This is a genomic window from Achromobacter xylosoxidans A8 (assembly GCF_000165835.1).
GTDB lineage: Bacteria > Pseudomonadota > Gammaproteobacteria > Burkholderiales > Burkholderiaceae_B > Achromobacter > Achromobacter xylosoxidans_B.
Genome location: NC_014640.1, coordinates 5,159,685 through 5,181,190 on the forward strand (window position 1 = coordinate 5,159,685; position 21,506 = coordinate 5,181,190).

A 21,506-nucleotide genomic window follows, 5' to 3' on the forward strand; every position below is an offset into this window, starting at 1 on the left:
TTAATGCAATCACAACCCGTACCTATCTTCATCGACTTGCGTCGAGTACTTGATAAGTACATTTTCGTTGTGCTTCTTCCAGATTGTTAAAGAACAAATATAGCTGTTCAGGTAAAACCTAACTCATAACGCCGTTTCCACGACACTATGAGTTAGCCTCTACATCACCACCAGGTGAGTTTTGAGAATCAATGGTGGAGGTGAACGGGATCGAACCGATGACATCCTGCTTGCAAAGCAGGCGCTCTCCCAGCTGAGCTACACCCCCATATCCCGCATGCGTAGAATACTTGGTGGGTCTGGTTGGATTCGAACCAACGACCCCCGCCTTATCAAGACGGTGCTCTAACCGACTGAGCTACAGACCCAAAACCTTCTCGGATCAGCAGTCAGGTAGTTGGAGACCCAGGGAAGATTCCCTCGACCCAAGCCTACAACTGATCCCAGCTATATCAAACAACCGATAAGAGTGGACGCTTAACACGAGCACTAAGCTCTGAAAGGAGGTGATCCAGCCGCACCTTCCGATACGGCTACCTTGTTACGACTTCACCCCAGTCATGAATCCTACCGTGGTAATCGCCCCCCTTACGGTTAGGCTAACTACTTCTGGTAAAACCCACTCCCATGGTGTGACGGGCGGTGTGTACAAGACCCGGGAACGTATTCACCGCGACATGCTGATCCGCGATTACTAGCGATTCCGACTTCACGCAGTCGAGTTGCAGACTGCGATCCGGACTACGATCGGGTTTCTGGGATTGGCTCCCCCTCGCGGGTTGGCGACCCTCTGTCCCGACCATTGTATGACGTGTGAAGCCCTACCCATAAGGGCCATGAGGACTTGACGTCATCCCCACCTTCCTCCGGTTTGTCACCGGCAGTCTCATTAGAGTGCCCTTTCGTAGCAACTAATGACAAGGGTTGCGCTCGTTGCGGGACTTAACCCAACATCTCACGACACGAGCTGACGACAGCCATGCAGCACCTGTGTTCCGGTTCTCTTGCGAGCACTTCCAAATCTCTTCGGAATTCCAGACATGTCAAGGGTAGGTAAGGTTTTTCGCGTTGCATCGAATTAATCCACATCATCCACCGCTTGTGCGGGTCCCCGTCAATTCCTTTGAGTTTTAATCTTGCGACCGTACTCCCCAGGCGGTCAACTTCACGCGTTAGCTGCGCTACTAAGGCCCGAAGGCCCCAACAGCTAGTTGACATCGTTTAGGGCGTGGACTACCAGGGTATCTAATCCTGTTTGCTCCCCACGCTTTCGTGCATGAGCGTCAGTGTTATCCCAGGAGGCTGCCTTCGCCATCGGTGTTCCTCCGCATATCTACGCATTTCACTGCTACACGCGGAATTCCACCTCCCTCTGACACACTCTAGCCCGGTAGTTAAAAATGCAGTTCCAAAGTTGAGCTCTGGGATTTCACATCTTTCTTTCCGAACCGCCTGCGCACGCTTTACGCCCAGTAATTCCGATTAACGCTTGCACCCTACGTATTACCGCGGCTGCTGGCACGTAGTTAGCCGGTGCTTATTCTGCAGGTACCGTCAGTTTCACGGGGTATTAGCCCATGACGTTTCTTTCCTGCCAAAAGTGCTTTACAACCCGAAGGCCTTCATCGCACACGCGGGATGGCTGGATCAGGGTTTCCCCCATTGTCCAAAATTCCCCACTGCTGCCTCCCGTAGGAGTCTGGGCCGTGTCTCAGTCCCAGTGTGGCTGGTCGTCCTCTCAAACCAGCTACGGATCGTCGCCTTGGTGAGCCGTTACCCCACCAACTAGCTAATCCGATATCGGCCGCTCTAATAGTGCAAGGTCTTGCGATCCCCTGCTTTCCCCCGTAGGGCGTATGCGGTATTAGCTACGCTTTCGCGTAGTTATCCCCCGCTACTAGGCACGTTCCGATACATTACTCACCCGTTCGCCACTCGCCACCAGACCGAAGTCCGTGCTGCCGTTCGACTTGCATGTGTAAGGCATCCCGCTAGCGTTCAATCTGAGCCAGGATCAAACTCTTCAGTTTAATCTCTGTATTTGTTTCGTATTCTTGGTCTGAATAAATCCAAACCAGGTCATACGTCGCTACTCAAAGGAAGTGAGGTATGTTCTTAAACTTGACGTCTAAGGTACTTCACTTCTAGTGAGCACTTGATTTCATTGTGCTTGTGGCCGGGGTTTAAAACCCAATCACACTGCACTCGCATCAAGCGCCCACACTTATCGGTTGTTTAATTGTTAAAGAGCGGTACTGCTAAATTCGGTACTACTTACTGCCTGCTCGCTTCGCTACGCCGCTTTCGCTGGCGCCGCGTTGTTTGCAGCAGAGAAACGAGATTATGAAGAAATTTTATCGCTTGTCAAGTACGCGTCACATCCATCGTTACGCTTTCTTGCCTGCGACCTCTTCAGGTCCGCCTCTCTTTAGCAGCTATCGAAATATCAGGGTTAACCCTAAGTTTTCGGCAACTACCAAGCCCAAGACTATAACACGATTTTTGCAGATTGCGCAACTGGCTTTTGCCTAACTTGCTGCAATCCTTGCAATCACCGCGCACCGCTCATCTCTGAACGCTTTGCGGCAGACCTGGCTCGAATCTTCTTGCCCGACCTGTTGTGCTTGCTTGGCTTCGCGGTTCAAAACTGTCTGAACTGCGAAGGAGCGAGACTATAGCACAAGTTTTTCGCCTGTCATGACGCGCAGCCAAAATATTTGTTCTAGTCGCGGCTCTGACACCTGCCCTTTTCCGCCACGCGATGCTGCCTATATATAGATAGCGGACAAGACACGCCTCCCCCGGCAAGCACGCGGCCCCGTCCTCTCTATATATAGGTCTATATATAGAGAGGACGGGGCCGCGGCGGGAAAAGAAGGAACGCCGAGCCGCCCATCACGGGCGCGCGCGCCTACCAGCGGAGATAGTCCACGTCGCGAAGCCGCGCCAGGTCGCGCTTGACTGCGGCTTCGTTCATCAACCAGTTGGGAGCGCCCAGATCCTGCAGCATGTGCTCATCCAGGTCGGCGGCAAGATGACGCAGCCGCGTTTCATTGCGACGCTTGCGATAAGCCGCCGCGAGCATGGCAAAGAATCCAAGGCGGGGCGGCGCCAGCTCGGCGGACGGCGCGCCGACTGGCATGGCCGCAGCGGGTTGACGATCCCAAGAGGCCCCGGCCAAGGGCGGAGAAGACGGGGTGCAAAGCTGTGCAGACATGATGGGCTCCAGGTATTTATGCACTTTGGTAAGCGTAGTCGCCCAATGTTCGGCTGAAAATCGAATTGTTTTGGGGATATCGGTAAGCTATGATGACCAATCTCTCACCCCGATCCCAGCCATGCGCCTGCCACTCAGTACCCTCCCCGCCTTCCGAGCCGTGGCCGAGCTGCAGAATCTGCGCGCCGCAGCCGAACGGCTGCACCTCACCCACAGCGCCGTCAGCCAGCAGATCAAGGTGCTGGAAACCCAGTTGGGCTTTCCTCTGTTCGAGCGCAGCGGCCGCGGCATCGTCCTGAATTCAGCCGGCGCCGCGCTTTTGTGCAGTGTGCAAGGCGCCATGGCTCTACTGGATGAAGGCACGATGGCGGCATCGGCCGCGGCCTCGGGCAGCGAGCAGCGTTTGCGCGTTTCGGTGCTGCCGTCCTTCGCGCAGCGCTGGCTGCTACCTCGCATGGCGCGGTGGCGCGAGCGCAATCCGGGCCTGACGCTGGAGATCGAGACTTCCCAGCAAGTGGTGGATCTGCTGCGAGACGGCTTTCACGCGGCGCTGCGTTTTGGGCGCGGTCCCTGGGCGGGCGTGGAGTCGGAACCTTTGTTCGACACGCCCCTGCCCTTGATAGTCCTGGCGTCGCCGGAAACCGCGGCAGCGCTCCCCGACAATTCGCCGCAGACGCTGGCGCGCCAGCCTTTGCTTGGCGAGCGCGAGCTCTGGCAGACCTGGTTCAACGCCGCTGGACTGAACACGCCCATCACGCCGGTGGCCTCCTTCAACGATGCCGGCATGATGATGCAGGCCGCCGAGCAAGGGCTGGGCATCACCCTGGGCCGCCAACTGCTGGCCGCGGACGCGCTGTGCTCGGGCCGGCTGGTGCAGCTGTCGCCCATCAGCATCGAGTATGAGCAGGCGCAGACCTACCACCTGGTCTATCGGCCCAGTCGGCGCGACTGGGCGCCGCTGGTGGAACTGAAGCAGTGGCTGCGCGACGAGCTGGAGATGTCGCGCGAAAATCTGAGCGCCCCCAAGTCCGGCCCCCGCAAGAAGCCGCAGGCAAAAAAAAGGTAAAGCAGCATCTGCTGCTTTACCTCTACCCAATCGCGGCGCCAGCGGAAACCACGATCCGCAGGCCGGGATACGCTACGCACGCCTGACCCGGCAGACGCCGCGGCGGCAGCAGCCTCAGGTGGCGGCGGACCTCAGGCCACCTTGCGCGCAGCCGGCTTGGCCGGCCGCATCGTATCGGTTTCGTTGAAGCGCTGGTGCCAGGAGTACGCTTCCTCCAGCAGATGCGGCGTCTGGCCGCCGCGCTCGCAAGCGCGGTCGAAATAGTCCTGCAAGGCCTCGCGGTAGGATGGGTGCACGCAATTCTGGATGACTGCGCGCGCGCGTTCGCGAGGCGCCAGGCCGCGCAGGTCGGCGAGGCCGCATTCGGTGACCAGCACGTCCACGTCGTGCTCGGTATGGTCCACATGGGACACCATGGGTACCACGCTGGAGATGTCGCCGTTCTTGGCCATGGACTTGGACACGAAGATCGCCAGGTGCGCGTTGCGGGCGAAGTCGCCCGAGCCGCCGATGCCGTTCATCATGTGCGTGCCGCCCACGTGCGTGGAATTCACATTGCCGTAGAGATCGAATTCCAGCGCGGTGTTGATGGCGATGATGCCCAGGCGGCGCACGATCTCGGGCGCGTTGCTGATCTCTTGCGGACGCAGCACGATGCGCTCGCGGTAGTGCTCCATATTGGCCAGGATCTTTTCGTAGACCGGCTTGGACACCGTGATCGAAGAGGCCGACGCGAACGCGAGCTTGCCCTGGTCCAGCAGTTCGATGGCGCTGTCCTGCAGTACCTCGGAGTACATCGTCAGGTTCTCGAAGCTCGAGGACTCGAAGCCATGCAGCACGGCGTTGGCGATGGTGCCGATGCCGGCCTGCAGCGGCAGCAATTCATTGGTCAGGCGGCCGGCGTCGACCTCGCGGCGCAGGAAGGCGTTGATGTGGCCGGCGATGGCATTGGTTTCCTCGTCGGGCGGCAAGGCGTTGGACGGGCTGTCCGGTTCCTGCGTGATGACGATGGCGGCAATCTTGGCCGGGTCGACTTCGATGCAGGACTGGCCGATGCGCTGGTCGGGCGAAACCAGGCCGATGGGCTGGCGCGCCGGACGGGCTTCGGGCACGTAGATGTCGTGCAGGCCTTCGATGGCGGCCGGCACGCCCATGTTCAGCTCGATGATGATGACGTCCGCCTGCTGCGCGAAGGAGGCGGAGTTGCCCACCGACATGGTCGGCACGATGGCGCCGGTCTCGGTGATGGCGGCGGCCTCGATGATGGCGACGTTGATGGGGCCGATATGGCCCGCGCGCAACTGCTCGACGGTCTCGGACAGGTGCTGGTCGATGAAGGCGATTTCGCCCTGGTTGATCTTGCGGCGCAGGGTCGTGTCGACCTGGAACGGCATGCGGCGCGCCAGCGCATTGGCTTGCGCCAGCATCTTGTCCGTATCGTGGCCCAGCGACGCGCCGGTAATCAGGGTGATGGAGAGCGGTTCGCGCTCGGCGCGGGCCGCCAGCGCCGCCGGCACCGACTTACAGTCGCCCGCGCGGGTGAAGCCGCTCATTCCGACGGTCATGCCGTCCTTAACCAGCAAAGCCGCCTGATCGGCGGAAGTGATCTTGGCGCGCAGCCCAGGGTGGCGGATACGGTCGAGATGCATGGTGTCTCCAGATTCAAGGGCCTACGTGCGGCGGGGCGCGGCATTGCCGCCATGCGCCCAGGCGCCGTCTGACGCGGCGTTTCCCGAGGTTCCTGGGCCGACTCGAAGCGGTCCGGGAACGAATTTTCGGCAGTATAGGAAGGCCGGCTCAAATCTCGTAATGACTTAAAATCATCCAGATCAGTCGCTTTTTTCATCGTTTGAATGTTTTGCGCGCATCGCGCGGGGGAATTCCGGTCCATGGACGTGCGCGCGTTGCGGTACTTCGTCGAAACCGTCAGGCATGCCAGCTTCACGCAGGCGGCCAAGACACTGTTCGTGACGCAGTCGACGGTGAGCAAGATGATCCGCCAGCTGGAAGAAGAGGCCGGCACGCCGCTGCTGATCCGCGACGGCCATACGGCCCGCCCCACCGACACGGGCCGGGTCATGTACCAGCGCGGCCTGCAGGTGCTGGAAACGATGCGCCAACTATCGGAAGAACTGCGCCAGACGGCCGACTTGCGCCGCGGCGCGTTGGAGGTCGGCATTCCGCCCATGATCAACCTGCTGTTCACGCCTGTGGTCAAGCGCTTCCGCGAACTGCATCCCGGCATCCACCTGACGCTGCGCGAAGGCACCGGCCAGGCCGTGGAGGGGCTGGTCGCCAGCGGCGAACTGGAAGTGGGCGCGACCATTCTGCCGATCGCGCCGGACAGCGGCCTGGCGGCCCAGCCCTTCGGCAGCTACCCGATCTGGGTGATAGGCCCCCCCGACGCGCCCTGGGCCGGCAAGACCTCGTTCCCGCTCGCCGCGTTGCGCGATGCGCGCCTGCTGATCCCCACGGACGACTTCGCCATGACCCGCCGCTTGCGGCAGGCCTTTGCGGATGCCGGATTTCAACCCGGCATCGCCGCGCAGAGCGCGCATTGGGATTTCCTGGTGGCGATGGCCTCGGCGGGCCTGGGTGTGGCGCTGCTGCCCGAACCGCTGATGCTGCGCATGAAAACGCGCGGCTTGAGCACCGCGAAACTGGCCAAATCCGGCATGCAGTGGGAAGTCGGCCATATCTGGCAGCAATCCGGCTATCTGTCGTATGCCGCCCGCGCCTGGCTGGAGGTGTGCGATACGGTGCTCGGGAAACCGAAAAAAGGCGCCGTGCGCGCCAACCTGCCTGGTTGAGTTGAATCCAAACGTAGGCCAGGTAAACATGCTTTGCCAAAGCTGCCGGCCTCTGGGCCTCGCAGGGTGAATGCTCCGCCCATCCGGCCCTGTTTCTACCCCCGCTTCAGGCTGTCATTCCGGTGTTTGATCGTGCTGTCAAAAATAGGGCCGCAGCGCTCGTTTTTGTTGCAACGGATGGGGCGGCGCCTTGCTATGCTCCCGCCTCGATGCGAGCGACTCGCCCAAGAAACATGACACAGACTTCCCTTACCCTGCCCGCCCGGTCCCGCCGCGCCCGCTACTCCGCCTTGGTGGCGCTGATGGCGGCGCTGCTGCTGGCGCTTTTCCTGCTACCGGCCCACGCCGCAGCGCCGCCTACCCCGGCCGACACCGAAGCGACGCTGGCGGCCGCGCGCAAGCAGATCGATGACATCCGCAAGCGCGTCGCCGACGAAACCGACGACGCCACCCTGGTCAAACAACGCGGCGATGCGCTGGACATCCAGTCCAAGGCCGACGCCGCCGCCGAGGCCCTGACGCCGCAGCTGGCCAGCGTAACGGCCCGGCTGAGCGAGCTGGGCACTCCGCCCGAAGGCGTCAAGGAAGCGTCCGACGTGGCCGCGCAACGCATGCAGCTGGATAAGAACAGCCGCGCGCTGGACGCGCAGATCAAGCTGGCCCGGCTGCTGTCCGTGGACGCCGGACAAACCGCGGAGCAGATCTCGGCGCAACGGCGCAAGCAGTTCCAGGCGCGCCTGGGCGAGCGGCGCGACTCCTTCCTGTCCGGCCAATTCTGGACCGAGTTCCGAGAGGAGTTCCCGCGCGACCTGGAACGCCTGGAAGCCCTGCGCGACGACCTGGCGACCGCGGTCGGCCAGACGCCGAAATGGGGCTGGCTGCTGCTGGGCGCGGCGATCGCGCTGACCATCGCCTTGCGCGTCGCCATCGGCCGGGTGCTGCTGCGGATAACCGCCACGCGCGTCCCGCCCGGGCGCTTGCGCCGTTCCTTTCTTGCGGTCACGCATCTGGTGCTGGCCGTGGCCACGCCGGGCGTCATCGCGCTCTTGATCCATATCGGCCTGGACTGGGATTCGCAGCTGAGCGACAACACCTCGTCGCTGCTCGCGAACCTGGTGGCGACGGTTTGTTTCGGCGGCTACGTGTCCGGCCTGGGCTATGCGCTGCTGTCCGCGAACCGGCCGTCGTGGCGCCTGCCGCCCATCAGCGACGCCGTGGCGCTGCGGCTGCGCTGGCTGCCCGGCGTGTTGGGCGTTCTGGTGGTGATGATCTGGCTGGCCGAGCGCCTGCCGGTGCTGCTGAACGCCAGCCTGACCACCACCATCACGCTGACCGGCATCGTCGCCGTGCTGACCATGGCGACGATAGGCGCGGTGCTGGCCATCAGCCGCCGGCTGCGGCGCCAGGCCATGCAGGAAAGCGAGGCCCCGATCCCGTTCTGGGTGTCGCTGCTGCTGACCTCGGTCTGGACCGTGCTGATCCTGAGCCTGGCCAGCTTGCTGGCCGGCTACGTGGCGTTCGGCAGCTTCATGGTCAAGCAGGTGCTGTGGGTGCTGATCGTGCTGGCCTCGGCCTATCTGTTGTCCACGCTGATCGAGGACGGCTTCAGCACGCTGCTGGGCACCTCGCACCGCGACGGCGGCGAACACGAAGCGCCCAGCATGCGCGACCAGGCGGCCGTGCTGCTGTCGGGCGTCGGCCGCGTGGCGGTCGGCCTGCTGGCCGTGATCCTGCTGCTGGCGCCCTTCGGCGAAGCGCCGATGGACCTGTTGCAGCGCTTCGACCAGCTGCGCAAGGGACTGGCCATCGGTGAAGCCCAGATCCGTCCGGGCGCGGTCCTGCAGGCGCTGCTGGTGCTGGCGCTGTCGCTGCTGGCCGTGAAGATGCTCAAGCGCTGGCTGTCCAACCGCTACCTGCCCACGACCGAGCTGGATCCGGGCATGCAGTTGTCGGCCGCCACGCTGTTCGGCTATGCCGGTTTCGTCACAGCGGTGGCGCTGGCGCTGTCGGCCGCCGGCTTCGGCCTGGAACGCGTGGCGTGGATCGCGAGCGCGCTGTCCGTGGGTATCGGTTTTGGCTTGCAGGCGGTGGTGCAGAACTTCGTGTCCGGCCTGATCCTGCTGGCCGAGCGTCCGGTCAAGGTGGGCGACTGGGTATCGCTGGGCGGGGTCGAGGGCGACATCCTGCGCATCAACGTGCGTGCCACGGAAATCCAGATGGGAGACCGCTCCACGGTGATCGTGCCGAACTCGGAGTTCGTCACCAAGACCGTGCGCAACGTGACCCGCTCGAATCCGCTGGGGCTGGTGCAGATCAAGCTGCCGCTGCCGCTGTCGACCGACGCGGAACAGGTGCGCGAATTGATCCTGCAGGCTTTCTCGGACCACGAGGACGTGCTGGACGCGCCCGCGCCGAACGTCTTCCTGGACGGCATCGAGGGCGGCAACCTGGTCTTCAACGCCAAGGGTTACGTGTCGTCGCCGCGGGCAGCCTACGGCGTGCGCAGCGCCTTGCTGTTCACTCTGCTCAAGCGCCTGCATGACGCCGGCCTGGAGGTGTCGTCGCCGCCCACCATGCTGCTGGCTTCAGCGCCGCCGGCAGCGGCGCCCCTCGCCGTCGCGCCGCCGACCCAGTCCTGAAGCCGCCACATCCTGCCGCCATCCCGCCCCGCCAGGGACCGGCAGGACTTCCGCATCAGCCCGGCGTGTACAGATCGGTGTAGGTCCGGTTGCGCAACGGCGGCGCCGCCAGCGCGGCGCTCTGCACGCTGCGCACTGGATAGGCCCGCGCCTCGGGCGCCGGCGGTTGCGGCGGCGCGGGGCGGTCAGCCAGGACCGGCCCCGAAGGCGCCACCTGCGCCACCGCGTTGCTGTCGAAACGGTGATCCGCGGTCGTCAAGGCAGGATTGGTGCACAGTCCCTGCGCCACCAGCGCCGCCTTGGTGCGGTCGTCGGTCTGGCACAGAATGTCGATGGCCGCGGTTTCCAGGCGGCGCGAACGGTCCGCGTCCTTGGTCGAGGCGGCCGCCTGCATGGTTCGCTCGAAGTTGCGTCGCAGGCTGCACTTCTGATCCTCGATCGGGATCGCGACGTTCAGGCCGAAGCCGACCACGGCGCCGCCGCCGCCCGCCGAAACCATGCAGCTGTCGGAAGAGAACGAACCGTAGAAACTCTGTCCGCCCAGCGGCGGCACGCTGCGCAGCGTGCTGGACCCGCTGTTATTGGAGTTGAGCGTGATGCCCTGATTGTTGCCGGCGTTGGTCGATCCCGACGACGCCGATGTCGTCGCATTGGAACTGCTGGTCTGGGCGCCGGCGGAAAACGCCGCCAGCGACAGGGAAATGGCAAGCACTATAGTCTTCATGATGTCCCCTCGCCCGGACGGCCGGAGCCGTCCGGATAACTGGGTCAGTGATTGAAACCGCCGACATGGCCCACCGGACCGATGCCATGTATCGACCCGAATGCACCCACATTCACCGCATGGAAGGAGCCCGTCGCCGAAGCGCTGGTATCCGTCTTGGCGAACGTGGCGCCGCCATTGGCGATGCTGTCGCCCACCATGATGGGCGCGTTGCCCGACACGTGGCCGTACGAATCGCTGTTGGCGTACTGGCGCGTGCTGGTGACCACTTGCGTGCCATCGCGGCTGAAGCTGCCGCCCACTTCCGCAACGCCACCCGTCATGCCGAACGATACCTGGGTGGATGAACCGTAGCCGTTGATCTGGGTGGCGGCCACGGAGCTGCCTGTGGAAATGGATGATGCGGTGCCATTGATTGCGCCGGCGTGGCCCGTGATTGATCCACCAGGGTCCGCATAAGCCGAAACAGCGAACAAGGACAACGCGGCGACTGCTATGAGCTTTTTCATTTCAGCTCCTCCTGCTCCGTGCATGCACGGATTCACGATTTACCGGCGACCGACCGGCGCGGACCGTTACCGCTCAGCGCCACGCCTGGACAATGACGAAAGGCGTGGGACTTTCGTATTGGTACGGAATGATTGCGCCGTCCTAGGCAAGTCGATATCGCCTAAACGGGCGACCGAATCCCGATGGACGATCCCGGGCTGTAAAACAATCGGCCAGATTTGCGGCAATCTTGCGCGGCGACCCTGCGTATGGACGAGGAAAAACGCGCTGGCTGTGCGCCGTGCGCGTCCGGCTTCAACTTTATGGATGGGAATAAGGCGGACCGCCTCGGGCAAGCTCCCTAACGCGCACAACCGAAGCGGCGAGGCCCGCTGCGCGCCTGGCCCGGGATTTTCAGCCATACTACGGCGGCCAGCCGGGCGCTACCCGGCCTCATCTGTTTGGAGACCAGAACATGATCCAGGAAATTGCCAGCATCCATGTCCGCGAAGGGCAGGAAGCGCTGTTCGAGGCAGGCGTCGCGCAAGCGAAGCCGCTGTTCCTGCGGGCCCGCGGCTGCCACGGCATGGAGCTGTACCGCAGCATCGAGCAGCCGCAGCGCTACACGCTGGTGGTGGATTGGGAAACCGTCGAAAACCACATGGTGGACTTCCGCGAATCCGGCGATTTCCAGGAATGGCGCAAGCTGGTGGCGGGCTTCTTTGTCGAACCGCCCCAAGTGCATCACGAGCAAAAAGTGATTTGACGCGGCCAACCTGGCCGCATCGCGCGCGGGTCAGGACTGTTCAGGCGGATCGTCGTACTTGCGCGCGCTGCCGCGAAAACGATCCGCCGGGTATTTCCGCGCATTCTTGACCATCTTGCCCGCGACCGCATCGGCGATGTTGACGCCGAGCTGATCGGCCAGGGCCACCAGGTACATCTGCACATCCGCGATTTCGTCCGCGGCATCCGCCAGCTTTTCGGGCGGCATCTGGCGCGACTCGGCCTCGCTCAGCCATTGGAACAGGGACACGAGTTCGCCCGCCTCTCCGGCCAGCGCCATCGCCAGGTTCTTGGGCGTGTGGAACGGCTGCCACTCCCGCTCTTCGGTAAAGCGGCGCACGGCCAGCCGGATCTGTTCCAGGTCGGACATGGCTACTCCTGGCCCGCGGCCAGGCGGGAACTGGCGGCCAGCGCCACCGCCACGGTCGTGCGCACGTCGGCCAGCGCGCGGTGGGTGGGATCGGAAGCGCCCACATGGCGCGCCAGGATTTCCAGCTTGTGCGAGGGCAGCTCCGGCCAGGCGCGCCGCGCCAGCGCCAGGGTGCAATGGGTGGAATTGGCGAATGGCAGGCCGGTCTGGTCCGCCGCCGCACCCAGGAAGCGCCGGTCGAACGACGCATTGTGGAAAAACACAGGCAGGTCTTCCACGAAATCCAGGAAGGAGGAAAACGCCTGCACCACCGGCACGCCATCGCGGTCGACTTCGGCCTGCGTGATGCCGGTCAGCCGGCTGATGAAGGACGGCACCGGACCGCGGGTACGCACGACTTGCGTGTACTCGCGCTCCAGCGCCCCCGCCTCGCCCACGCGCACCGCCGCGAACTCCAGGATCTCGCAGGTCGCGGTGGACAGGCCGGTGGTTTCCAGGTCGGCCACGATGAACGGGCCGCGCAATGCCTGCAGCGCCGCGGCCAGGGCCTCCGCGCCCGCGTTGCCGCCCGCCGCCCGGACGGGAGAGGCGCCGCTCGCGCGCGGCCGGCGATAGAAGTACGTCACAGCCTTACTCCGCCGGCCGCAACGGCGCAAAGCGCGGCGCGCCATCGGGCAACTGGCCGAAGAACATGTCCGCCGGACGCACCCACAGGCCGCGCTCGTGCGGCCACAGGTGTTCGTAGACGACCAGGGACTCCTCGGTTTCGGAGTGGCGGGCGGTGCCCACATAGAGGTAGAGGCCGCCCTTGTAATGGCGGTGTGAGGCGAGAGCCAGTGCTTCGGATTCGGTCATGGACGGTAGCCGCAAATGGCGCGGCCCGGGCGGAATGGCTCCTGCCCGGGCCTGCGGGTTCAGATCAATACCGTCTTTATAGCGCATCGGGCCGGCAGCGCCGGCTCAGTAGCGCACGTATTGCCGCTCGGCCTGCGGTTGCAGCGGTCCATTGGCCGCCGGCCTAGCCCGCAGGGCTGGCGCCACGGGCCTGACCGCGGCGGTTGGCGGCGCGGTGCGCGCAGGCTCGCCGGCCCGCTGCGTGATGTCCTCGGTGACCTCGCCCAGCCGGGCGGACTGGGCCAGCGACACCTCCACCACCTCCGCCATGATTTCAGTCACGCGGCGCGACGACGCGACGATATCGTCCATGGTCGTGCCGGCCGACTGAACCTGGCGCGCCCCGCTCTCGACCTGCTGCACCGAGGACGTGATCAGGTCCTTGATTTCCTTGGCCGCTGCCGCGCTGTTCTGCGCCAGGCTGCGGACCTCCGACGCCACGACAGCGAAGCCTTTGCCGTGCGGGCCGGCGCGCGCGGCCTCGACCGCGGCGTTCAGCGCCAGGATATTGGTCTGGAACGCGATGCCGTCCATCACCCCGATGATTTCCGAGATGCGCCGCGAACTCTGGGTGATGCCGCCCATGGTCTGCACCACTTCCTGCACCGTATGGCCGCCCTGCTCGGCCACGCGACAGGCGTCCTGCGCCAGCGTATTGGCCTGGCCCGCGCGCTCGGCGTTTTCGGTCAGGCCCTGGACCGCGACGCGCAGGGTCTGGGCGGCGGTAAAGCGCCGCGTGATGTCGGTGGCGTACTTGACGACTTTCACCGGGCGGCCCTCGGCGTCGAAGATCGGGTTGTAGCTGGCTTCGATCCAGACCTGGCGTCCGCCCTTGCCGAGGCGCAGATACTGCCCGGTGTCGTGCTTGCCATTGCGCAGCCTGCGCCAGAATTCCTTGTACGCCTGACCGCGCGCCTCTTCCGGCGGGACGAACATGCTGTGGTGCCGCCCCTGGATCTCGTCCGCGCGATACCCCACGGCGTCCAGGAACAGGTCGTTGGCGCGGATGATGGTGCCGTCGAGTTCGAACTCGATGATGGCCTGCACCTTGGAGATCGCCGCCAACTGGCCTTCCACGTCCGCCTGCCGCTGCTGTTGCTCGGTGATGTCGACGGCGTACTTCACCACTTTGACCAGCCTGCCGTGGCGGTCGAGGATCGGGTTGTAGGAGGCTTGCAGCCAGACGTCGCTGCCGTCCTTGCGGATCCGGCGATAGCGCCCGGCATCGCGGCCGCCCTGCCGCAGGCGGCTCCAGAATTCCGCATAGCCGGCCGATGCGCCCTCTGCCGGATCGACGAACATGCGGTGGTGCCGCCCCTCGATCTCGTCCAGCGCGTAGCCCATGGTGTGCAGGAAGTTCGGGTTCGCCGCCAGGACGTGGCCGTCCAGGTCGAACTCGATGACGGCCTGGGCGTTGTGGATCGCAGCGATCTGCCCGAGCATGTCGGCCTTCTGCATGCCGCGGTCCATGCGCAGCAGTTGGCTGAGGGTAATCCATTTCATCGTGACGTCTCCTACCCGGAACCCGGGTGGTTTGATGCCGTTCGACCTATCTGCCGCGAGACAAATGGATATATTTATCTAACAATTTGCAAACATTTAATCTTAAAAATGAGTAGGTCTCAAGATTTTCAAGAGACTCCTCAAAAAAATCGGCATCCAGCAACACCAGGGTTTATCCCGACTCAAGCGGCGTCCAATTCGCGATATTGGCGAAAGATTCCTTCTCCGAAAGGCAAGCGCCTGCCGCTTTCGAAGTAAGGCTGCAATGCCGGCAGCGACGCCACGCGCGCATGCAGCGCCATGACGTTCGGATAGCGCACGGCCAGGGTGGCCATGCGCTTGGGGAAGGCGAAGAGCAGGCCATCGACCAGCTGGAACAAGGACAGGTCAGCATAGGTCCAGCGCCTGCCGCCCGCCAGCCATGCTTGCTCGCCGCCCAGCACGCGTTCGAAGTAACCCAGGAACTTGGGCATCCGTTCTTCCCGGAAGCTGCGTGCGCGGCGCGCGGCCTCGACCTTCTGGTCTTCGTAGTATTCGCTGGCGGATATTGGATGATGCGTATCGTGCGCTTCGGCCACCATGTCGGCGATGGTGAGCTGCAATTGGTTCACCCACAGCCGCCCTTCCAGCGAGTCCGGCGCCAAGCCGTGCTTTTCGCCCAGGAACAGCAGGATGTTGGCGGTCTGTGCCAGCGTCATCTTGCCCGCCACCAGATAGGGCGGCGCGAACGGCGGATGCTTGCGCTCCGCGCTCAGGTCCGCGACCAGCGTGCCTTCATCCGCGCCCGGCTGGCGCGCGCATTCGCGATAGGGGATGCCGCCAGCCTCCAGGGCCAAGCGCACGAACTCGCCGCGCCCGGGTATGCCGTCCCAATACCAAAGGTCATAGGTCATGTCGTCTCCTTCCGTTGATACGCCCAGGACCCGCCTGCTCCGGAACGAGCCGTGCACGGGCCCTAGGCGGGAAACACGCTGACGCCGCTGTCGCGATCCGCCGCCTGCTGATACTGGCGCGGCGACTGGCCGAAATGCGCGCGGAAGTCACGCGAGAAATGCGCGCCGTCGGCAAAGCCGCAATCCAGCGCGATCTGCGTGATGCTGCTGGGATTGTTCAAGAGCAGCCAACTGCCGTATTCCAGCCGCAACTGCCGCTGGAACGCCATGGGCGACATGCCCGTCGCCAGGCGGAAGGCGCGCTCCAGCTGCCTGCGCCCCACGCCGACGTAGCGCGCGATCGCGTCCAGCGGCGGCGGGTTGTCGATGCGCTGTTCGATGAAGTGCGCGGCCTGGCGCACGCGCAGGTCCTGGATGCCCGACAGATCCGTGCGGAAGTGCGCTTGCGGCACGCGCCCCGGGCGCACGCCTTGCAGCATCATGTGCCGCATCGCCTGCTGCGCCTTGTCGCGCCCGCAATGGCGGGCCACCAGGTACAGCGCCAGGTCGATTGCAGCCGTGGAGCCGGCGCAGGAAATCAGGTCGCCTTCGTCCACGAACAGTCGGTCCACCACCGCGCGGGCTTGCGGAAAGCGCTCGCGGAAGGTGTCCAGGACGTTCCAGTGCACGCAGACCGTGCGCGGCCCGATGACGTCCGCCTGCGCCAGCGCGAAGGTGCCAGTGCATATGCCCAGCAGCCGCACGCGCTGCGCCGCCGCCAGCCGCAGCCAGTCGCGCAAAGGTTCGGGCAGGCGGCCGTTGAAGTAGTCGTTGCCGCCGCAAACCGCCACATAGTCGAACTGGGTCGGGTCCTCGGGCAGGCCGTCGGCCACATCTATGGTCAGGCCCGCGCTGCAGCAGCGCGGCTTGCCATCCCAGCTCATGACGCGCCAGGCGGTATGGATCTGGCGGCTGCGTCCGCCGTGGTCGCCCGCCAGCCGCAACACGTCCACCAATCCGGCAAAGGCGGCCAGCGTGAACTGGTCCAGCAGCACGATGCCTACGGTCAGTGCGGGTTTCCCCTGAGGCAGGCCGCTGAACTCGTCGTCATAGGAGAAAGACGGCGCCGCGGCGGGTGTAGCGGTTTCCATGTCGCAATTATTCAAGTTTTTGTCCCAGGCCTTCAAGCTGGTTTTCCCGGGGATCGCCCAAGATGCATCTATGGCACCGTGCTGCCGCGCCCGCCGGCGCAGTCGCAACGGGCCGATAAATCGACAAGGGGAATCCGACATGGCAACACCTACCCGCAGCGCGATCCGCGCCGCCTTGCTGGGAACCGGCCTGCTGCTCGCAGGCCAGGCGCTGGCCCAGCAACAGAAGATCACGGTCGCCTGGTACGGCGGCAACTGGGGCGATGCGTTCCGCGCCTGCGTGGCCGAGCCCTACACCAAGGCGACCGGCGTGGCCGTGGTGCCGGAAGTCGGCACGTCCACCACCACGCTGGCCAAGCTGCAACAGCAGAAGGGCGCGCCCACCATAGACGTGGCCTGGATGGACGGCGGCATCAGCGAACTGGCCGCCGAAGCGGGCGTGCTGGACGCGCTGGATCCCGCCGGCATCCCCAACCTGAAGAACGTCATCGACCAGGGCGTGTACCGCAATGGCGCTGGCGCCTACGCCGTCAGCACCGGCTACTACTCGCTGGGCATCGCCTACAACACCAAGGAAGTGCCGCAACCGCCCACCAGCTGGAAGGACCTGTGGAAGCCCGAGTACGCGGGCGCCGTCGCCATTCCCTCGCCGGCGAACTCGTCGGGCGTGCCGTTCATCTTCTTCCTGGCGCGGGTGTTCTCCGTCGACCCGTCCAATCTGGCGCCGCTGTACGCCAAGCTGGCGTCGCTGGACACCGCGCTGTTCTTCGACAGTTCGGGCGCGGCCACCAACGCCTACCAGAGCGGCGAGGCCATCATCGGCGCGCACTTCAACGTGGGCGCCTGGGACTTGATCGACAAGGGCCTGCCCATCGGCTTCGCCGTGCCCAAGGAAGGCGCCTGGGCCACGGATGCGCGCCTGCATCTGGTGAAGAACGCGCCGAACAAGGCCGCCGCGCAGAAGTTCATCGACACCGCGCTCACGCCGGATGCCGCCGCCTGCCTGGCCACGCGCCTGTACCTGGGGCCCGCCGTCAAGGACGTGCAGGTGTCCAAGGACGTGGCCCGCAAGCTGCCCTGGGGCGCGGACGGCTCGGTCAAGAACCTGAGCCTGTTCGACTGGAACCTCATCAACAGCCGCCGCGCCGAGGTCACGGACGCCTGGAACCGCCAGGTTGCCCGCAAGCGCTAGGGATAGAACATGTCCGCTTTGCTCACCATCGAAGGCGTATCGATGCGCTTTGGCGCCTACCAGGCGCTGGACCGCATCGACCTGGAGATCCAGCAGGGAGAGTTCGTGGCCTTGCTCGGTCCCAGCGGCTGCGGCAAGACCACCCTGCTGCGCTCGATCGCCGGATTCCTTCGGCCCGAAGCCGGCCGCATCCTGATCGAAGGCCAGGACATCAGCCGCCTGGCCGCGCACCAGCGGCCGCTGAATACCGTGTTCCAGAACTACGCGCTGTTTCCCCACATGAGCGTGCTGGAAAACGTGGCCTATGGTCCGCGACGCCAGGGCGCGTCGAAGCAGGACGCGGCCGGGCGCGCGCGCGCCGCGCTGGACATGGTGGGGCTGGCGGACTTCGGCCCGCGCTATCCGCGCGAAATGTCCGGCGGCCAGCAGCAGCGCGTGGCGTTGGCGCGCGCCATCGTGAACCAGCCCAAGCTGCTGTTGCTGGACGAACCGCTGTCGGCGCTGGACCTGAAACTGCGCAAGCGCATGCAGCTGGAGCTCAAGCACCTGCAGGCCAAGCTGGGCATCGCCTTCATCTTCGTCACGCACGACCAGGAAGAAGCCATGACCATGGCCGACCGGGTGGTCGTCATGCATGCGGGCAAGATCGAACAGGTGGGCGGCGGGACGGAAATCTACCGGCATCCCGCCACGCGCTTCGTGGCGGAGTTCATCGGCGACGCCAACCTCATGCCGTTCACGGCCATCGACGGCGATGCACTGCAGATGGATGCCCAAGGCCTGCGCGTGCGGCTCCCGGGCAAGACCGCGCCCGCGCGTGGCGTCGCGGTTCTGCGGCCCGAGGACCTGCGCCTGGCCGATGCATCGGCGGCCACGGCCCTGAGCGGCACGGTCACCGACGTCATCAACGTGGGCAGCCATTGCATGATCCACGTGGACATCGGCGGACAGGTCCTGGTGGCGCGCCACGGCGGCATCGCGCCGTCCGGCCTGGGCCCGGGCGCAGCGGCGCGCCTGGCATTCGCGGCGGAACACCTGCACCTGATCGGTGAACAGCCATGAGCATGCGCGCCTGGCGTTCGCCCTGCGTGCTGCTGGCGGCTCCCGTGCTGTTCTTCGCGGCCTTCTTCCTGGCGCCGCTGGCGGTGGTGGCGCTGGCCAGCATCACCGGCGGGCCTGACGGCCTGAGCTTCACCCCGCAGCAATACTTGCGCGTGCTGGGCGACCAGTACCACTGGGACGTGATCCTGGTGACCTTCCGGCTGGCGCTCTTCACTACCGTCGCCTGCGTGCTCCTGGGCTATCCGCTGGCCTGGTATCTGGTGCGGGTGGTGCGCTGGCAGGCCTGGCGGCGCTTCTGCGTCATCCTGCTGGTGGTGCCGCTGTTCACCAGCAACATCGTGCGCGCCTTCGGCTGGATGGTGCTGCTGGGCCGCAACGGCCTGGTCAACCAGGCGCTGGTGGGCGTGGGCGCCGCCGATCGCCCGGTGCGCTTCATCGGCACCGAGCTGGGCATCCTGATCGGCATGGTCTACGTGCTGCTGCCCTTCGTGGTGCTGGCGGTGGGCAATGCGCTGGCGCGGGTCGATCCGGCCTGCGAGCAGGCCTCGGCCGACCTGGGCGCCAGCCCCGCGGCCACCTTCTTCCACATCACCTGGCCGCTGACCCTGCCCGGCGTGGTGTCCGGCGCCATCATGGTCTTCACCCTGGCCGTCAGCGCCTACGTCACGCCGGCCCTGCTGTCGGGCGGCCGCGTGTCGGTGCTGTCGATGCTGATCTTCCAGCAGTACAGCACGGTGTTCGACTTCCATTACGGCGGCGCGCTGAGCATGGTGCTGCTGGTGTTCACCTTGATATTGGTGGCGCTGGCCAACCGCGCCGCCGTCCTGCCGGGAGCCGCGCGATGATCGCCCGCAACCTGATCCGCCTGATCGCCCTGGGCGTGCTGGCCTACCTGGCCCTGCCGCTAGTGGTGATCCTGGGCTCCTCGTTCACGGCCACGCCTTATCTGGCGTTTCCGCCCAAGGGCTTCACGCTGGACTGGTACCGCACCCTGCTGATCGAAGCCGGCTATGTCGCCGCGTTCACGACCAGCACGGTGCTGGCCCTGGCCGCCACGGCCGCGGCCGTGCTGCTGACGGTGCCCGCCGCGCTGGCTGTGGCGCGCTACGAGTTCCCGGGCAAGGCCGCGCTGACCTCGGTGCTGATGTCGCCGCTGGTGCTGCCCCACATCGTGCTGGGCGCGGCGCTGTTGCAGTACGGCGCGTACTTCGGCCTGACGCGCAGCTTCCTGTCGCTGCTGATCGGGCACATCGTCATCATCGCGCCCTTCGTGCTGCGGTCCACGCTGACCTTGCTGACGCCGGAGCAGCGCGCCCTGGAGGAAGCTTCGGCGGACCTGGGTGCGAATCCCTGGACGACCTTCTTCCTGGTGGTGCTGCCGCAGATCCGGCCGGGCATCGTCACCGGTTCGATCTTCGCCTTCATCTCTTCGTGGATCAACGTGGAGTTGTCCATTTTCAACACCACGGCGGACCTCAACACCATCCCCGTGAAGCTCTTCAACTACGTGCAATACACGATAGATCCGACCATCGCAGCCGTATCGGGCGCCACGATCGTGGTTGCGGTGATCGCCATCGTCATCCTGGATTTGACCGTCGGGCTGGACATGCTGTCCGAACGCGGCAAATAACTTTTCCCTACCTTACTTGTCTGGAGCCACAGTCATGCGCAAGCAAGACGCGTTCGATGTCATCTATACCCATACCGAAGGCGAGCCCCTGTGCATCGTGCATAGCGGCATCCCCTACCCCGCCGGCTCCACCATCCTGGAGAAGCGCGCCTTCCTTGAACAGAACTACGACTGGCTGCGCAAGGCGCTGATGCGCGAGCCGCGCGGCCACAAGGACATGTTCGGCGTGTTCCTGACCCCGCCGTCCAGCCCGGAGTTCGACGCCGGCCTGATCTACATCGACGGCACCGAGTATTCGCACATGTGCGGCCACGGCACCATCGCGGTCAGCATGGCCATGGTGGCCCACGGCCTGGTGCCGCGCGGCAAGGACGGCATCACCAAGATCCGCTTTGAGACCACCGCCGGCCTGGTGGTGTCGGAAGTGGCGTCCGAAGGCGACAACGTGCTGTGGACCCGCTTCGAGAACGTGCCCGCCTATGTAGCCGCGCAGGACATCCCGGTGGAGCTGCCGGGCTACGGCAAGCTGTCCGCCGACATCGTCTGGGGCGGCAACTACTTCGGCATCGTCGACCTGTCCGGCTGCGACCTGCGCATTTCGCCGGACAACGGCACCGAGCTGTCGCGCATGGGCCTGATCGTGCGCGACCAGCTCAACGCCCGCCAACGCATCCAGCATCCGACCGAGGCCCACATCAACAACCTGAACTTCATCACCTTCTGGCACCAGCCGACCATCGAGGGCGCGTTCTACAAGAACGTGCACGTGTTCAGCGCCGGCCAGCTGGACCGCTCGCCCGGCGGCACCGGCACCAGCGCGATGATGGCCATGTTCGAGGCGCGCGGCAAGATGGGCCTGAACCAGCCGATCAAGTCGGAAGGCCTGCTGGGCAGCGGCGTGTTCGAGGGCTGCCTGCTGGGTGAAGTCGATCTGAACGGCACCCGCGCCGTGCGCCCAACGGTCAAGGGCACGGCCAGCATCCTGGGCACGGCGCGCTGGGTGATCGACAAGAACGACCCCGTTGGCGCCGGATTCCTCATCCGCTGAGGGGCAAAGGCGCACGGAGCCAATTGGTCCGTGCGCCTTTGTCCAAGCCA

19 protein-coding genes, 2 tRNA genes and 1 rRNA gene are annotated in these 21,506 nt (G+C 64.8%); 9 read left to right on the forward strand and 13 right to left on the reverse strand.

Going from position 1 to position 21,506, the window contains the following annotated elements:
• Positions 1-192: 192 nt before the first annotated feature.
• The 4 genes from AXYL_RS23915 to AXYL_RS35355 all read right to left on the reverse strand — a co-directional run bounded on the left by AXYL_RS23915 (position 193) and on the right by AXYL_RS35355 (position 3,217).
• Positions 193-268, reverse strand: a tRNA-Ala gene (locus AXYL_RS23915).
• 23 nt (positions 269-291) lie between these two features.
• Positions 292-368 (reverse strand) — tRNA-Ile (locus tag AXYL_RS23920).
• A gap of 131 nt (positions 369-499) precedes the next feature.
• Positions 500-2,030: ribosomal RNA gene (locus tag AXYL_RS23925) — 16S ribosomal RNA — on the reverse strand.
• Between the two features lie 881 nt (positions 2,031-2,911).
• Positions 2,912-3,217, reverse strand: a complete 306-nt coding sequence (locus AXYL_RS35355; RefSeq protein ID WP_237709933.1) for a hypothetical protein — start codon at positions 3,215-3,217, stop codon at positions 2,912-2,914.
• 121 nt (positions 3,218-3,338) lie between these two features.
• Between AXYL_RS35355 and AXYL_RS23935 the strand changes: the two genes are divergently transcribed.
• Complete coding sequence (locus AXYL_RS23935; protein WP_041654212.1) at positions 3,339-4,283, forward strand: LysR substrate-binding domain-containing protein; 945 nt, start codon at positions 3,339-3,341, stop codon at positions 4,281-4,283.
• Between the two features lie 131 nt (positions 4,284-4,414).
• Here the strand turns inward: AXYL_RS23935 and AXYL_RS23940 are convergent, their stop codons facing one another.
• Entirely contained in the window at positions 4,415-5,932 is a 1,518-nt protein-coding gene (locus AXYL_RS23940; protein ID WP_013395451.1) for an acetyl-CoA hydrolase/transferase family protein, read from the reverse strand.
• 240 nt (positions 5,933-6,172) lie between these two features.
• Between AXYL_RS23940 and AXYL_RS23945 the strand changes: the two genes are divergently transcribed.
• The gene (locus tag AXYL_RS23945; protein WP_013395452.1) at positions 6,173-7,093 is read left to right on the forward strand and encodes a LysR family transcriptional regulator; all 921 of its coding nucleotides are present in this window, start codon (positions 6,173-6,175) and stop codon (positions 7,091-7,093) included.
• 233 nt (positions 7,094-7,326) lie between these two features.
• Positions 7,327-9,732: a DUF3772 domain-containing protein gene (locus AXYL_RS23950; RefSeq protein WP_013395453.1), complete on the forward strand. Its 2,406-nt coding sequence runs from the start codon at positions 7,327-7,329 to the stop codon at positions 9,730-9,732.
• 55 nt (positions 9,733-9,787) lie between these two features.
• On the opposite strand, the gene AXYL_RS23955 is transcribed toward AXYL_RS23950, so the two are convergent.
• Both AXYL_RS23955 and AXYL_RS23960 read right to left on the reverse strand, forming a co-directional pair.
• On the reverse strand, positions 9,788-10,456 hold the full coding sequence (locus tag AXYL_RS23955; protein ID WP_013395454.1) for a hypothetical protein: 669 nt from the start codon (positions 10,454-10,456) through the stop codon (positions 9,788-9,790).
• Positions 10,457-10,500: 44 nt separating this feature from the next.
• Complete coding sequence (locus AXYL_RS23960; RefSeq protein WP_013395455.1) at positions 10,501-10,965, reverse strand: hypothetical protein; 465 nt, start codon at positions 10,963-10,965, stop codon at positions 10,501-10,503.
• A gap of 455 nt (positions 10,966-11,420) precedes the next feature.
• Here AXYL_RS23960 and AXYL_RS23965 point away from each other — a divergent pair, with 455 nt between their 5' ends.
• Entirely contained in the window at positions 11,421-11,711 is a 291-nt protein-coding gene (locus AXYL_RS23965) for an antibiotic biosynthesis monooxygenase family protein (RefSeq protein ID WP_013395456.1), read from the forward strand.
• Positions 11,712-11,741: 30 nt separating this feature from the next.
• On the opposite strand, the gene AXYL_RS23970 is transcribed toward AXYL_RS23965, so the two are convergent.
• The 6 genes from AXYL_RS23970 to AXYL_RS23995 all read right to left on the reverse strand — a co-directional run bounded on the left by AXYL_RS23970 (position 11,742) and on the right by AXYL_RS23995 (position 16,521).
• Positions 11,742-12,101, reverse strand: coding sequence for a nucleotide pyrophosphohydrolase (locus AXYL_RS23970; protein WP_013395457.1), 360 nt, complete (start codon positions 12,099-12,101; stop codon positions 11,742-11,744).
• A 2-nt stretch (positions 12,102-12,103) separates the two neighbouring features.
• Entirely contained in the window at positions 12,104-12,646 is a 543-nt protein-coding gene (locus tag AXYL_RS23975; protein WP_319946456.1) for a 3'-5' exonuclease, read from the reverse strand.
• Between the two features lie 85 nt (positions 12,647-12,731).
• The gene (locus AXYL_RS23980) at positions 12,732-12,956 is read right to left on the reverse strand and encodes a DUF1653 domain-containing protein (RefSeq protein ID WP_013395459.1); all 225 of its coding nucleotides are present in this window, start codon (positions 12,954-12,956) and stop codon (positions 12,732-12,734) included.
• Positions 12,957-13,061: 105 nt separating this feature from the next.
• Positions 13,062-14,498 carry a methyl-accepting chemotaxis protein gene (locus AXYL_RS23985; protein WP_013395460.1) on the reverse strand — a complete coding sequence of 479 codons (1,437 nt, stop codon included), beginning with the start codon at positions 14,496-14,498 and terminating at the stop codon, positions 13,062-13,064.
• A 182-nt stretch (positions 14,499-14,680) separates the two neighbouring features.
• Positions 14,681-15,391, reverse strand: coding sequence for a glutathione S-transferase (locus AXYL_RS23990; protein ID WP_013395461.1), 711 nt, complete (start codon positions 15,389-15,391; stop codon positions 14,681-14,683).
• Between the two features lie 62 nt (positions 15,392-15,453).
• A complete protein-coding gene (locus AXYL_RS23995) occupies positions 15,454-16,521 on the reverse strand; it encodes a GlxA family transcriptional regulator (RefSeq protein ID WP_013395462.1) in 1,068 nt (355 codons plus the stop codon).
• Between the two features lie 139 nt (positions 16,522-16,660).
• On the opposite strand from AXYL_RS23995, the gene AXYL_RS24000 reads away from it, so the two are divergent.
• From AXYL_RS24000 to AXYL_RS24020, 5 genes are read left to right on the forward strand one after another with little or no spacing between them, the layout of a single operon-like run.
• Entirely contained in the window at positions 16,661-17,713 is a 1,053-nt protein-coding gene (locus tag AXYL_RS24000) for an ABC transporter substrate-binding protein (RefSeq protein ID WP_013395463.1), read from the forward strand.
• A 9-nt stretch (positions 17,714-17,722) separates the two neighbouring features.
• The gene (locus tag AXYL_RS24005; protein ID WP_013395464.1) at positions 17,723-18,775 is read left to right on the forward strand and encodes an ABC transporter ATP-binding protein; all 1,053 of its coding nucleotides are present in this window, start codon (positions 17,723-17,725) and stop codon (positions 18,773-18,775) included.
• Positions 18,772-19,620 carry an ABC transporter permease gene (locus AXYL_RS24010; protein WP_013395465.1) on the forward strand — a complete coding sequence of 283 codons (849 nt, stop codon included), beginning with the start codon at positions 18,772-18,774 and terminating at the stop codon, positions 19,618-19,620. Before AXYL_RS24005 ends, AXYL_RS24010 begins: the two co-directional genes overlap by 4 nt.
• Positions 19,617-20,408, forward strand: coding sequence for an ABC transporter permease (locus AXYL_RS24015; protein WP_013395466.1), 792 nt, complete (start codon positions 19,617-19,619; stop codon positions 20,406-20,408). Before AXYL_RS24010 ends, AXYL_RS24015 begins: the two co-directional genes overlap by 4 nt.
• A gap of 34 nt (positions 20,409-20,442) precedes the next feature.
• Positions 20,443-21,456 carry a proline racemase family protein gene (locus AXYL_RS24020; RefSeq protein ID WP_013395467.1) on the forward strand — a complete coding sequence of 338 codons (1,014 nt, stop codon included), beginning with the start codon at positions 20,443-20,445 and terminating at the stop codon, positions 21,454-21,456.
• Positions 21,457-21,506: the final 50 nt, after the last annotated feature.